At 63.7% G+C, this 13,369-nt stretch carries 10 protein-coding genes; 3 read left to right on the forward strand and 7 right to left on the reverse strand.

All coding sequences use genetic code 11. The features are described from left to right. Positions 1-13 precede the first annotated feature (13 nt). From Q322_RS0100270 to recD2, 5 genes are all read right to left on the reverse strand, one after another. Complete coding sequence (locus tag Q322_RS0100270; RefSeq protein ID WP_029474780.1) at positions 14-835, reverse strand: PilW family protein; 822 nt, start codon at positions 833-835, stop codon at positions 14-16. After that, on the reverse strand, positions 832-1,266 hold the full coding sequence (locus tag Q322_RS0100275; protein ID WP_029474782.1) for a type IV pilus modification PilV family protein: 435 nt from the start codon (positions 1,264-1,266) through the stop codon (positions 832-834). The genes Q322_RS0100270 and Q322_RS0100275 overlap by 4 nt, the downstream gene beginning before the upstream one ends. Then, complete coding sequence (locus Q322_RS0100280; RefSeq protein ID WP_029474784.1) at positions 1,250-1,723, reverse strand: type II secretion system protein; 474 nt, start codon at positions 1,721-1,723, stop codon at positions 1,250-1,252. Before Q322_RS0100280 ends, Q322_RS0100275 begins: the two co-directional genes overlap by 17 nt. After that, positions 1,723-3,831, reverse strand: coding sequence for a DUF4900 domain-containing protein (locus Q322_RS0100285; protein WP_156952802.1), 2,109 nt, complete (start codon positions 3,829-3,831; stop codon positions 1,723-1,725). Before Q322_RS0100285 ends, Q322_RS0100280 begins: the two co-directional genes overlap by 1 nt. Positions 3,832-3,929: 98 nt before the next feature. Further along, the gene (recD2, locus tag Q322_RS0100290; RefSeq protein WP_029474788.1) at positions 3,930-6,074 is read right to left on the reverse strand and encodes an SF1B family DNA helicase RecD2; all 2,145 of its coding nucleotides are present in this window, start codon (positions 6,072-6,074) and stop codon (positions 3,930-3,932) included. Between the two features lie 86 nt (positions 6,075-6,160). On the opposite strand from recD2, the gene Q322_RS21460 reads away from it, so the two are divergent. Continuing rightward, a complete protein-coding gene (locus Q322_RS21460; RefSeq protein WP_051667936.1) occupies positions 6,161-6,814 on the forward strand; it encodes a helix-turn-helix domain-containing protein in 654 nt (217 codons plus the stop codon). Here Q322_RS21460 and Q322_RS0100300 read toward each other — a convergent pair. Continuing rightward, on the reverse strand, positions 6,789-8,030 hold the full coding sequence (locus tag Q322_RS0100300; protein ID WP_029474791.1) for an MFS transporter: 1,242 nt from the start codon (positions 8,028-8,030) through the stop codon (positions 6,789-6,791). The genes Q322_RS21460 and Q322_RS0100300 overlap by 26 nt on opposite strands. A 59-nt stretch (positions 8,031-8,089) precedes the next feature. Further along, on the reverse strand, positions 8,090-8,659 hold the full coding sequence (locus tag Q322_RS0100305; protein ID WP_029474793.1) for a Uma2 family endonuclease: 570 nt from the start codon (positions 8,657-8,659) through the stop codon (positions 8,090-8,092). Between the two features lie 69 nt (positions 8,660-8,728). Here Q322_RS0100305 and Q322_RS0100310 point away from each other — a divergent pair, with 69 nt between their 5' ends. Both Q322_RS0100310 and Q322_RS0100315 read left to right on the forward strand, forming a co-directional pair. Further along, the gene (locus Q322_RS0100310) at positions 8,729-12,070 is read left to right on the forward strand and encodes a type ISP restriction/modification enzyme (RefSeq protein ID WP_051667938.1); all 3,342 of its coding nucleotides are present in this window, start codon (positions 8,729-8,731) and stop codon (positions 12,068-12,070) included. Positions 12,071-12,145: 75 nt separating this feature from the next. Next, positions 12,146-13,324 carry an exonuclease SbcCD subunit D gene (locus tag Q322_RS0100315; protein ID WP_029474796.1) on the forward strand — a complete coding sequence of 393 codons (1,179 nt, stop codon included), beginning with the start codon at positions 12,146-12,148 and terminating at the stop codon, positions 13,322-13,324. Positions 13,325-13,369: the final 45 nt, after the last annotated feature.

Genomic DNA, 13,369 nt, shown 5'->3' on the forward strand with positions numbered 1-13,369 from the left:
CAGGTGTGGGCATTCAGGGAGCCAGATTGCCCACGTTGCGCGGCGTGACCACCAGCGGCGTCACGCTCTGCGGGCCGGTGGTTGCGGCATCGCGCCCCGGCACCGTGATGGCCCGCCCGCGCGTCTGCCGCGACAGGGCCAGATTGATGGTGACAGAGGTGTTGCCTGGGGCCTGCGGCGTGTCGGTCTTTACTTCAAACAGCGGCGGCGTGTCGGGCAGGGCCAGCGGCTGAGACTGGACGTAATCGAGGAGGAGACGGCCATATTCACCGTTGGTGTAGGGCGGCGTATAGCCGTTCACTTGCAAGCTGGAGAGGAGCGGCGCAGACGCGTACTTCCGGCGCAGTTCCACCAACACCCAACGATTGGCATTGCCGAGATCGGCACCGGGATTGTTCTGAGGCCCAGCCTGAGCCACCCAGGAACTCCGCAACATCGGGTAATAGGCAAAGAACTGATAACAGTATCTGACATCGCCGGAGCAGTTGGCCGCAGGCAAAAGCTGCGGCGGACGAACGAAGGCGGCAATAGAAGGTTTATCGACCTCGCCAACCTTCCAGGCTCCCCCGCCTGGGCGTTTCACCGTCTCACCGCCGCCCAAATCAAAAGTCGTCCCCGCCGGAAACACGTACACCGCTTCCCTGAGCTGCGCGGCCATATAGTTCTGGGCGATCTGGCTTTCTTCGAGCAGTTCGCTGCGGCCCTGCAAATCCGTGGCGCTGCGCGACGAGGACTCCAGCAGGTTGGCGGCCACCAGAAAGACGATCAGCCCCAGCGCGATGGCGACCAGCAATTCGATCAGGGTCAGACCCTGAAGGTGTGGGCGGCGCGTCACCGGCGGTCCACCACCACGGTCAGATCGGCCAGCAGCCTGCCCTGGGCATTGGACCGGGTGATCCGCACGCGCTTGAGCGGCGGCTGACTGATGACCGCCGCGCAACTGCCAGGCTTGCCCAGGGTGCCGGTGGCCTGGTTGTCCACATCCAGGGCTGTGATCTCAATGTCCAGATGGTCCAGCACCGCCGGATTGGTCAGGCAATTCTTGTCGTAGTTGCCCTGATTCAGCCAATCGCCGCGCAGGGATTCCAGCGCGCGCTGGGCAGCCTGGGTGGTGCTGACCTGCTGGTTGCTCTGGCGGGCCAGGCCAAAAAAGCCGGTCAGGGGGGTCAGGACCACCAGCACGATCACGCTCAGCAGGGCAATGCTGACCAGCACCTCGATGATGGTCAGGCCCGCCGCATGGTGGGGCTTAATCCTGGGTTGCACTGAGCATCACCTTCCCCGTGATGCCGATGGCCTTGACCCACAAGTTCAGGCTGGGATCGGCGGGACTGGTCAGCTTCCACGAAACGCCAATGGTGTCCAGGGTGCCGAAGGGCGGCTTGTAAGTCAAGAGATTTGTGTTGCCCACTGGACTGACCTTGACGCGGTGCGGCAGGGTGCGGACCTGGCCAGTGCCTCCCCCCACGGCCAAGAGGTATTCGGAGGTGTTGGGTGTGATCGCCACGGCATTGTCCACACCCATTTTCTGTGCCCCGGTGCGGGCGCGGCGCAGGTCGCCGATCATCTGGTAGGCAGCGTCGCGCAGTTCGCTCTGGCGGAGGCTGCGAATCAGGAACAGGCCGAACGCACCTGCGATGATGCCCAGGATAGCGATAACCACCAGCAGTTCCAGCAGGGTAAAGCCTGCCTGAATGCGGTTTGCATTCGTCCGCGCCCGCATTACTGGCCCCCCTTGCCAGTGCTCACGGCGTCGCCCTGAAGGCGGATGCCCAGGCCAGCGCTGACCAACTGGTCCCCGTTTTTGAGGCGCAGTTCGATGGTCCAGTCTTCCTGGGTGGGAAAGGACGGGGGGCTGTAACCGTCGTAGGTGCGCTGATCGTAGACGAAGTTTCGTCCGTAGCCCCGGCCATCGGTCTTGCCGAAGGCACCGTAATAGTTCTCGATCAGGCCGCCGATCAGGTTGACGCTGCCCAGCGAATTGTCGGCGGGGCTTTGATCGTAGCCGCGCACCTGAACTGCTCCCTGACTGGCCATCAGGACCGCATGAATCGTCGGGTCCGTGCCCACGTTGGGGCAGGTGTCGTTCCCGTCCGGGCAACTCCGGGGACTGACCAGCTCGATGTTCCCGCCGCTGGAGTACACGCCCAGGATGTTCTGGGCCTGCGGGTTGTCGCAGGGAGCGGCGGCTGCCGTGGTGTTCTGGCCGGAGCAGGGGGGATCGGTGTACTTCAGGCTGCTGGTGATTGCAATATTGCCCGTGGCCGCGACGGTGACACCCGCGAATGTGGCGATGCTGGCCCCCGCCTTGCCGTTCCTGTTGCCGTTGGGGCCGCCGTTGAGGTCGGCCACCGAGCCGTTCTGGACCGCGATCACGCCGTTGAAGGGTTTGCTGATCGCAAAATCCCCGCCCAGCACACTGAGCTGCCCGGCAGCGTTGCGCCCGGCGGGCACCCAATCTTCGCCGTTCAGAATGTAAAGCTGACGGTCCGCCCCGAAGGAGAGATCCACCGTCTGATCGCCCTGGGTGTAGCTGATCCGCTGGCGCTCCTGCCCACCGATCTCGTCGCGCCAGAGCTGAAGCTTTTGCACGTCCCCCTGGAGCAGCAGGCCGCCGGTCGGCGCAGCTTCCAGGGTGCCCGTCTGCGGATTGACCCGGAAGCCCGCCGCGTCCAACTGCTGGTTTTGCGAGTTGGTCGGCAGCCTGGTGTATCTGGCGTCCCACTTGACCGAGGACCTGAAGACTGGGCGGTTGTCGCCCCACACCGGGCTGGACTCCGACGAACCGGGCACGCCCGTCATTTCGGCCTGGGACAGGAACTTGTTCTCGTTCGCCCCGAAGAATGCCCCGGGCTCCAGGTCCACGCCGCACCCTGGCTCGCCCGTCACCGGATTCGTACCCATCTGCGTTCTGGGACAGCCCGCAGAGGTGACCTCACCCCAGAAGGTGGGCGTTTCGTTGAACAGAAATTGCCCGTTGGTGTGCACCGGACCGCTGAACAGCGTCCGGCTGGTGAAGTTGATGGGGTCGTTGTCGGCCTCCGCCTGCGCGCTCTGGAAGTGGTGGTTGGTGAACAGCGCGTACTTGGCAAAGGTGTCGCGGCTGATCAGCAGAAAGTAGCTGGCATGGCCGCCCACGGCGGCGCGGGCGCTGAGGTTCTGGGTGGTTGGTCCGGCTCTTCCCTCAGACGCCGCCGGGGGCACGTCGAAGTACAGCCGGTAGATGTTGGCCTGCCGGTCCAGCCGCGCCGGAATTAGCCCGAAGCTGGCCGTATACGCGCTGGCACTGGACTGATCCTGCGCCCCGGCATAGGCGTAGCCTGCGGTCCCGGCGAACATCTGGGACCAGAACCGGGAGCGGGTGGCGTCACTGACGTTCTGGAAGCCCGCTTCACCGAACGCCTGGGCGTTGACCGCCTTCAGAAATAGACTGACACGCGGGTTGGCGTCGTCCGGACCGGTCCTCAATCCTTCTGGACCAAAGGTACACACCGTTTTGAGATCAGGGCTGGCTGCGGGGAGTGCGCCAATCCCGCACAGCGCGGCGATCTCTGTTGCCAGTTCCGAGTTGCTGACCGTGGCATCCATCCTGGCGTCTTCCAGGAGCGCCTTCATCACGGTCAGCCGCGCCTGCACCCGCGCCACCCCGGATTCAGCGGCGTAGCGCGCGCTCAGCAGCGAGTGCTGGTCCACGCTGGAACGCCGCGAGGACAGCGTGACCTGCGCCGTCACCGACATGATCACCGCCAGCAGCAGCATCACGAACAGCAGCGACACGATCAGCGTGGCCCCCTCGGTGGATCGGGCCGCAGCGCGGGAAGAGGCAAGCATCAAGCCAGTATGCAGGACGAATGCGAAAAACTTCACCCCAAAGTGGGGGTAAGTCAGAGAGTTGTCAGTCTTTATGTTGTAACGCGCCCGGCAGAGGCTCAGCGCGCCCGCACCCGTTCCAGCAGCGCCGTGTGCCGCGTCTCGCGCTGCCGCCCCGCCGCCTTCTGCCACGCCGAGGCCGAGCCGACGGCGAAAAAGCGTTCGCGGGCGCGGGTCAGGGCGGTGTAGGCCAGATTGCGCGACAGCATCGGCATGTGCGCCTCGTGCAGCACGGTCAGGACGCTGTGCCACTCGCTGCCCTGCGCGCGGTGGACCGTCAGCGCGTAGCCCAGTTGCACGTTGAACAGTTCCGCCCCGGCCAGCTCTACCACGTTGTTGTCGAAGTCCACCGTCAGTCGGTTGCCCTCGGCCTTTAACACCGTGCCCAGCGTGCCGTTGAAGACCTCGTTGGTGTAGTCGTTCTTGGTCTGCACCACGATGTCCCCGGCCCGCGCCTCGCCGTCCGCGATCTTGATACCGCCCTCGCCAGGATTGAACAGGCCCTGGAGGTGATAGTTCAGGTGTTCCATGCCCAGCGGTCCCCGGCGCATGGGGGTCAGCACCTGGACCTGCGTGGGGCCACCCAGATCGCGCACCAGCAGGGCCACCCGCCGCGCGCCGCCGTCGGGATCGGCTTCGGTCAGGTTGAGGCGGGGATCACCCCACTGGGGCGCGGAACCATGCAACAGGTCATGGGCGGCGCGGATGATCGGATTTTGCGCGGCCTGGCGGTACACGGTTTCCAGCCGCACGGTGGGCGCGGTCTGCGTTAGCGCGTGCAGGGGCAGCCCTGCGTCCACCGGGGGCAACTGATCGGTGTCGCCCACCAGCAGCACCCGCGCGCCCGCACCCACCGCCGAGAGCAGCGAGAGCATCAGGCCGTCGCCGCACATGCTCACCTCGTCCACGATCAGCAGGTCATAGGGGGCCGGTTCCAGGTGATTGTGCCGGAATCCGGCGGGGCCGTAGCCCAGTAGGCGGTGAATGGTGCTGGCGCTCCGCCCCGTGACCTCGCCCAGTCGCCGCGCCGCCTTGCCGGTGGGGGCGCACAGGCCGACTTCCAGGCCCATCCCCTCCGCCAGATTGGCCACCGCCCGCGTCGCCGTGCTCTTGCCGGTGCCGGGGCCGCCCGTCAAGACCACCAGCCGGTGTTCGGCCAGCAGGTCCAACACCCCTGCCTGTTCGCCCGACAGGTCCTGCGCCGCGCCTTTCGGGACGGTCCACTCATCCCCGCCCGGCGGCGTGGCGAGCAGCGTGCGGATCAGCGAGGCCAGCTTCTTCTCGGCGCGCAGGACGTGCGGAAGGTAGATGCGGCTCTCGGCGCGTTCCGACTCGCCCATTTCCTCGGCAAACAGCGGAGCTTCATCGTCTGAGAGGCGGCCCAGTTCCACCGCCGTTTCCACCGCCAGTTTCGCCTGCGCTGCGCTGACGCGGGTGTAATGCGACACGCCGCGCTCGGCCCGGTGGCGCGGCAGGAAGGAATGCCCGCCCTGCTGCGCGGCCTGCTGAAGCGCGTAGACGGCGGCGGCGGTCAGGCGGCGCGGATCGTCACCTTCGCCGCCCTGCGCGGCCCACAGCTTGTCGGCGGTCAGAAAGCCGATGCCCTCCACTTCGGTCAATGCGAACAGATCGGCGCTCAGGCGTTCCAGCGCCGCCTCGCCGAAGTGCTTGACCGCCCTTTGTGCCTGAGAAATGCTCAGGCCCAGCCCCTGCAATCCGGCCAGCAAACGCCGCTCCAGGCCCTGCTGGGACCAACTGCTGACCATCTTGTGCAGGGTGGACGCCGTAACGCCCGGCACCTGCAAAAGCCTGTTCGGATCGTTTTCCAGCACGTCAAAGGTGGTGGGACCGAACATCCCGGCAATTCTTTTGGCCAGCACCTTGCCCACGCCGCCCACGCGGGCCTCCAGATAGGCGGCGATCCCAGCTTCTGTCAGGTCGGCGGGCACGGCCTCCAGCACCATGTTCAGCACGCGGTACTGATAGCCGTACTCGCGGTGTTCTTCCATCAGCACGTCGGCACTGAAGGTGTCCCCGGCGTCCAGCGGGGGCATTACACCGATCACGGTGGCGTCGGGGTCCTCACCGTCGTCATTGACGATGCGGGCGGTCATGACGGTAAAGCCGGATTCGGCGCGGTAGCGCACACGGTTGACCCCGCCGGTCACGCGGAAGGCTTCGGCAGGGGGCGAAAAAGCAGTCACGGATTTAGTCTAGCGCCGGGGCAGGGTCAGGACTGCGGTGGCAGCACCCCGTTCACCCGATCCAGAGCGTGTGTCAGGCTGGGGGCGTGAACGCAGCTCCCACGGCTCACTTTGTCGCCCAGACCGCCGAGCAGGCGCGGTTGCTTCTGAACCCGCCCTATGCCCCGGTGCTGGGGGCGCTGTTGCACGGCGAGGCCAGCGCGGGCGAGGTTGCCACGGCAGCCGAAATCACGCTCAAGCAGGCGCATCACCGCCTGACGCGGCTGCTAGGTGCCGGGCTGATCGAGATTACAGGCGAGCGCAAACGTGGCGGGCGTCCGGTCAAGGTGTACCGCGCATTGGCTGAGGTCTACCGGGTTCCCTTCGAGCTGACCGAAGCGGCGACGGTCACCGAACTGACCACTGGGATGATTCAGCCCTATGTCACCGCCTCTCTGGAAGCCATCGGCCAGTTGTTCAAGAACGAGATAGACCGTGACGTGCTGGTCGCACTGGACGCACGGAAGCAGATCAGTATCAGTCTGGACGGCAGCCGGAACAAATACAAATCGGGGTTGCGGGGCATGTACGGCACCTGCGTGCAGATTCGTCTGAGCCAGGAAGCGAGGGAAGAGGCGGAACGGCGAATGCGGGAATTGAGGGAATGGATAGCAGAGCAGGACGCTCAGCGCCCGGAGTTAGCAGACGCCCAGGACTGCATCGCCGTCCTCCTGTTCACGCTGGGAGGACTGGAGAAGTAGGAGGCACAGGCTCCTGCCGCAGCACCCCGGCCCAGGCCAGCGCGCCCAGCAGCGTAATCACGCCCGCCACGCCAAAGATCAAGGCGGTGGACAGCCGATCCGCAATTGGAGCCAGCGCCAGCAAGGTGATGGGGATGCCCGCCGTACTCACCATGTTCAGCAGGCTGCCCACCCGCCCGTAATACTCCGGCTGCACGCGCTTCTGGAACAGCACGGCGATAGACACATTCGTCATCGCACTCGCCAGCCCCAGCACAGCGGCCAGAACATACATCTGCATGGCGGTCTGCGTGAACGACAGGGCCAGCACGACAGCGCCTAGGCCGCTCAGACCCAGGATGCTCATGGCGCGCGGCCTGGCACGCTCACCCAGCCAGGCAATGCCCAGACTGCCCACCACCATGCCGCCCAGCATGACGCCGAAGAACAGCCCGTACCCCGCCGCACCCGCGCCCAGCGCCAGCATCCGCTTGGGCAGCAGCATTTCCATGGGGGCGATGCTGGCGTTGACCAGCAGGGCCATCAGCGGCAGGCCAACCAACATGGGGCTGCCGCGCATGTAGCGCAGTCCCGCCGAGAACGCCTGCCAGAATCCCTCGCCCGCCGCTCCCGCTTTGTGGGCTGGAAAGCGTACCAGCGTCAGTAAGAAGCTGAACAACAGAAACGCGACGCCGTCGAAGATCAGGGCGGGGGCGCTGCCCACCTGCGAGATCAGCAGGCCGCCGCCCACCAGCCCCACCATCTGCATGGTCTGACTCATGCCCTGCATCAGCCCGCCTGCCCGTTGCAGTTGATTGGGCGGCACCAGCCGAGGCGTGATGCCCATGCTGGCCGGGCCGTAAAACGCGCCGATCAGGCCAGTCAGCAGCGCCGCGCCGTGCAAAACCTCGATGGGCACAGCGCCGCGCAAGGCCCAGAACCCCACGCCCAGTTGCAGGGCCGCCCGCAGCAGATTCCCGGCGATCAGCGGCAGCTTGACGGGCAGGCGGTCTACCAGCGTTCCGAACAGCGGCGAGAGCAGCGCGGGCAGCAGCGCCAGTGCCAGATTGACCCCCATCGCCCCGGAGCTGCCGGTCTGTTCGAGAACCAGAAAACTGGTGGCGATGCCCGCCAGCGCGCTGCCCAATGCACTCTGCGCGTTGCCCAGCCACCAGATCACGAAATTGCGATTCCAGAGGGTTGTCGGGGCTTCCGTTCCCAGGCCGGAGGGGGTCATGCCTCAGCTTGCGGCCCGGGCTACTCCGCATGACAGGGGAAAGCGTGGACTAGCCGCCCTCACAGCACCCCGTCGTAAATCTCGGCCAGCGTGATGGCCGTGTTCAGGCAGGGCAGTGGAATCTCGCCGTGACCGACGTATTCGGCCAGAACCCATTCCCCATCCTCGCGGCTGTAGACGTACACGCGCCGCTCGGTCTGCTCGGCAATCAAATAGATTTGGAGGCTGAGAATGGAGGTGTAGGCAGGATATTTGATGAAGTGATCCATCTCGCGAGACCGTTCGGAGATGATCTCAGCCAGAAAACAAGGTTCTGTTCCGTAATATTCCTCGGCAGACTGGTGGGCGTAGACCGCCACGTCCGGGTAAAAAAAGCAGTTGCTGGCGGGCAGATGCAGCTTGAATTGCGAGATGAAAACTTCGTAGCCGAGGCTGCGGCTAACGCCATGCAGGCGAAACAGGATATTTCCGGCGATTCCAGCGTGCGCCCGGCTTGTCCCGTCCTCCTCTCCCGATTCGCCGTGCAGGCCGTACCAGAAGCCGCCCACGCATTCGCGCCGGAACTCGCTTGCCAGTTCGCTTCGTAGATACTGTGCCTTGCTCATCGGGCCGTGCAACGCGGGAGACATGGATAAAGGGTACGACGGTCATCCCCAAATCTACGGGCGCTGGCGAAGATAAGTCATAAACTGCGGGACATGGCCTCAATTTCCCCACTCAGCGACGCGGACGCCAAGACCGCCGTCACTGTCTATCTTGACCGCATAGAGAAGGATCTGAAGGCGGGACACGCCACCGAACACACCCACCGAGCCGCGCTGAGCACCCTGCTCGATGTGCTGATGCCCGGCACCACCGCCACCAACGAACCCAAGCGCGGCAAGTTCGGTGCGCCCGATTACCTGATTACCCGTGAGGACGACTCGGCAACTCTTGCGCTGGGTTATGCCGAAGCAAAGGATGTGGGCGTCAGCCTGAACGACACCGAGAAGACGGAACAGCTCCGGCGTTACCGCGACGCCCTGCCCAACCTGTTGCTAACCGATTATCTGGACTTCCGCTGGTACGTAAAGAGTGAGAAGCGGGACGAGGCGGCCACGCTGGGCAGTTGGGACGGCCACAAGCTGAGCCGTACCAAAGACGGCTTGACCAGGCTGCGAACCGTGCTAGACGGATTCGCCGCCCAGACACCTTTGGAAATTGGCACGGCCAAAGAACTCGCGCAACGCATGGCCCGGCTGACCGCCCTGATTCGCGAGATCACGCTGGGAGTGCTGCTCAAAAATGAGGCCAGCCAGACGCTGAAAGACCTGCTGGACTCCTTTCGCAAGACCATCCTGCCGGGCCTGACCCACGAGGATTTTGCGGATATGTACGCGCAGACCCTGGCGTATGGCCTGTTCGCCGCGCGGGTGCAACATGCCCGCACTCCTGGCAAAACACTGTTTACCCGCCGGGACGCCGCCCACAACATTCCCAAAACCAATCCGCTGCTGCAAAAGCTGTTCTACACCCTGACTGGCCCGGAACTGGATGAGGAACCTTACGTGACGCTGGTGGACGATCTGGCGGGGCTGCTGGCCCACGCCGCCATCGATCAGATTCTGGCCGAGTTTGGAACGCAGGTGCGCGAAGAAGACCCCATCGTTCACTTTTACGAGACGTTTCTGGCGCAGTACAACCCCAGACTGCGCGAACAGCGCGGCGTGTATTACACCCCCACCCCCGTCGTGGATTACATCGTGCGGAGCGTGGACGCGCTGCTGAAACGGGACTTTGGCCTGAGCGACGGCCTGGGCGACACCCAGAAAACCACGGTCACCACCAGCGACGCCAGCGGTCAGCCCCGGCAATTCAGCGCCCCACGCCTGCTCATTACCGATCCGGCCACCGGCACCGGCACCTTTCCGTACCAGATCATCAAGCTGTTGCGCGAGCGGTACGCGGCGGGCGAGAACGCCGGACAGTGGCCCGCTTACGTCCGCGAACACCTGATTCACGCTCTATATGGCTTTGAATTGATGATGGCCCCCTACGCCATCGCCCACCTGAAACTGAGCATGGAGTTGGGCGGCCTGGACCTGCCCGATGACACCGCCGAGGAGCAGGAGGAACGACAGGCCCTGAGCGTCAACCTGAAACGCCGCCTGAACGTGTACCTGACCAACACCCTGGAAGACCCGCAGAACGAGATTCAGCAGCTTTCCGGCCCCTTCCGCGCCATCAGCGACGAGGCGCAGGCCGCCGGGAAGATCAAGGCCGATTACCCGATCATGGTGGTGCTGGGCAATCCGCCGTACAGCGGCAACAGCGCCAACAAGAACGAGTGGATTGATGACCTGTTGAAAGGGATTCGCCGCGATGCAGGCGGCAAAGAGATGAAGGGCCGACGCATCGAGGGCAATTATTACGAGGTGGACGGGCAGCCGCTGGGCGAACGCAATCCCAAATGGTTGCAGGACGACTACGTGAAGTTCATTCGCTGGGCGCAGTGGCGCGTGGAACAGACCGGGGCGGGTATCGTCGCCTTTATCACCCCGCACGGCTACCTGAACAACCCCACTTTTCGCGGTATGCGCCAGAGCCTGAGCCGCACCTTCGACGACATTTACGTGCTGGACCTGCACGGCAACGCCAACAAGAAGGAAAAAGCCCCGGACGGCAGCAAGGATGAAAACGTCTTTGACATCCGCACGGGCGTTGCCATTGGCCTGTTTGTCCGCAAGCCCGGCGCAACCGGCCCCCGCACCGGCCAGATTCACCGCGCCGACTTGTGGGGAGAACGGGAGGGCAAATATGGATGGCTGGCGGAGCAAGATGTGATGACGGCCAATTATGCGGAATTGAAACCGAGTAAGCCGATGTATTTGTGGGTCGAGGAACGTCAAACTCCGCTGGGAACATCGATAGCAGAAATCTTTGGAGCGGCATCTGCTGGAATTGCAACTGCTCGCGATGACTTTGTTGTGGCGATAGACTCAAACGGATATTTGGAAAAGATTTTAGAATTTTCAAAAATGGATATAGAAGTGGCAAGAGAGAAATTTGAACTGGGGAAAGACTCTCGTGATTGGCAGGTGAAGCTAGCACAGTCAGACGTACAGGGTGCGGCTCATCATTTGGAAATTACTGAGTATAACTATCGCCCTTTTGACACCAGGTATACGATTTTTACAGGGAACACTAGAGGCATAATGTGCATGCCCAGACCAGAAACTAGTCGCAATATGCGACATCCTAATATTGCCCTTTTAGCCAATCGTGCCGTTGAAGACTCTAGCTGCGGCTTCAATCATGTGTTTGTAACTGACAAAATAACTGATCTTCACTCACTTTCTCTAAAAGAAGCAAATTATTTCTTTCCCCTTTATCTCTACCCACCTCCCTCAGAAGGTTTAGGCTTGCACGCCTACGACTTCCCAGTAGATGCAAAAGGCCGCACACCCAACCTCTCTAAAGCGTTCATTGAAGCTCTTTCGGCGGCGATTGAGCTTCAATTTGCCCCAGATGGCGAAACAGGCGGCGATAAAACTCAATATACCCCCGAAGACGTGTTCCATTACATCTACGCCGTGCTGCACAGCCCCAGCTACCGCACGCGCTACGCGGACTTCCTGCGCTCGGACTTTCCGCGTGTGCCGCTGCCCGATACGGCGGCGCGGTTCCGGGCGCTGGCGGCGCTGGGCGCAGAACTGGCCGGGCTGCATCTGCTGAAAACCGCCCCCAAACTGGGCGGATTCCCGAAAGCCGGAGACAACGAGGTGGTCAAGGGCTACCCCAGATTCACGCCGCCGGAAACAGGCGAAAGCGTGGGCAAGGTGATGATCAGCCCGCACCAGTGGTTTACGGGCGTGCCGCCGGAGGTCTGGGCCTTCCGCGTAGGCGGTTATCAGGTGGCCGAAAAGTGGCTGAAAGACCGGCGTGGGCGCGTGCTGAGTTTTGAGGACGTGCAGCATTATCAGCGCACGTTGGGCGCACTGGCCGGAACGCTGGGGCTGATGGCGCGGGTGGATGAGGCGATAGAGGGATTGCTGAGCTAGCTGGACGCGGCTCTGCCCAGAAAAAGTGCGAACTGAGGCGGGCTGTTTTGCCCTCTCCGTGCTAAATTTTCCGCTATGCGCGTACTTCACACCGCTGATTTCCATGCGGGCCGCAACCTGCGTGGCTATGACCGGACCCCTGAAATCCACGAGGCGTTAATCGAGATCGCCGCGCTGGCCCGCAGCGAACGCGCCGACGCCGTGCTGGTGTCCGGCGACCTGTTCGACACCGGCAACCCGTCGGCAGACGCCGAGGCCGCCGTGTTCGACTTCTTTTTGCGTCTGCGCGACGCGGGCATTCCGGGCATCATCATCGCCGGGAACCACGACAGTTCCGCGCGGCTGGAGTCGGTCACGGGCCTGCTGGGCTGGGTGGGGATTCAGGCGGTGGCCCAGCCCAGCAGCAACCCGCAGGACATGGTGCGGACGATTGAAACCAAAGGCGGCGAGACCCTGACCGTGGGCGCGCTGCCCTACCTGTCCGAGCGGCGGCTGGTCAAGGCGGCGGACCTGCTGGGCAGCGACACCGGCGCGTGGCGGCAGAAATACCGCGAGGGCATGGGCTTCTTTTTGCGCCGCCTGGGCGAGGGCTTCCGCGCGGGCAGCGTGAATATGCTGATGGCCCACGCGACGATGGACGGCGCGGTGCCCAGCGGCTCCGAACGCACGCTGCAATTTGACCTGACCAACGCCTACACGCTCTCGGGCCTGCAACTGCCGCCCGGCGCGCAGTACGTGGCGCTGGGCCACATCCACAAGCCCCAGCAGATTTCAGAGGCCCCGCTGGCGTGCTATCCCGGCAGCATCATTCAACTGGATTTCGGCGAGGGCGGCGAGAAAAAACAGGTCAATTTGATCGAGGTGGAGGCCGGACGCCCGGCCCGTGTTCACGCCCTGCCGCTGGCGAGTGGCCGCGAATTGAAGACCCTGCGCGCCGATCTGGACAGCGTTGAGGCCCGGATCAAAGCGCTTGGCGACTTTGACGGCCTGCTGAAAGTTGTCGTGCGCGCCCCCAGCGGCACCGCCCTGCCCGGCCTGAAAGACCGCGTGCTGAAGCTGGCCCCCAACACCCTGGCGGTGGACCTGGAGGCCACCCAGGAAGACCTGGCCCTGCCCGAACTGAAGCGCGAGGGCCTGAGCCTGACCCAGCTCTACGAGCAGTACTACCGCGAGCGGCGCGGCGAGTTGCCCGATGACTTGCGCGCGGCGTTCAAGGAAGCGGACGAGGCAGCCCGGACGGAGGAAGTGGCGTGAGAGGGTTGAAAGGAGAAGGGAGATGGTTGATGGAGAACAGCGCTG

This window comes from Deinococcus frigens DSM 12807 (genome assembly GCF_000701425.1).
Taxonomy (GTDB): Bacteria; Deinococcota; Deinococci; order Deinococcales; family Deinococcaceae; genus Deinococcus; species Deinococcus frigens.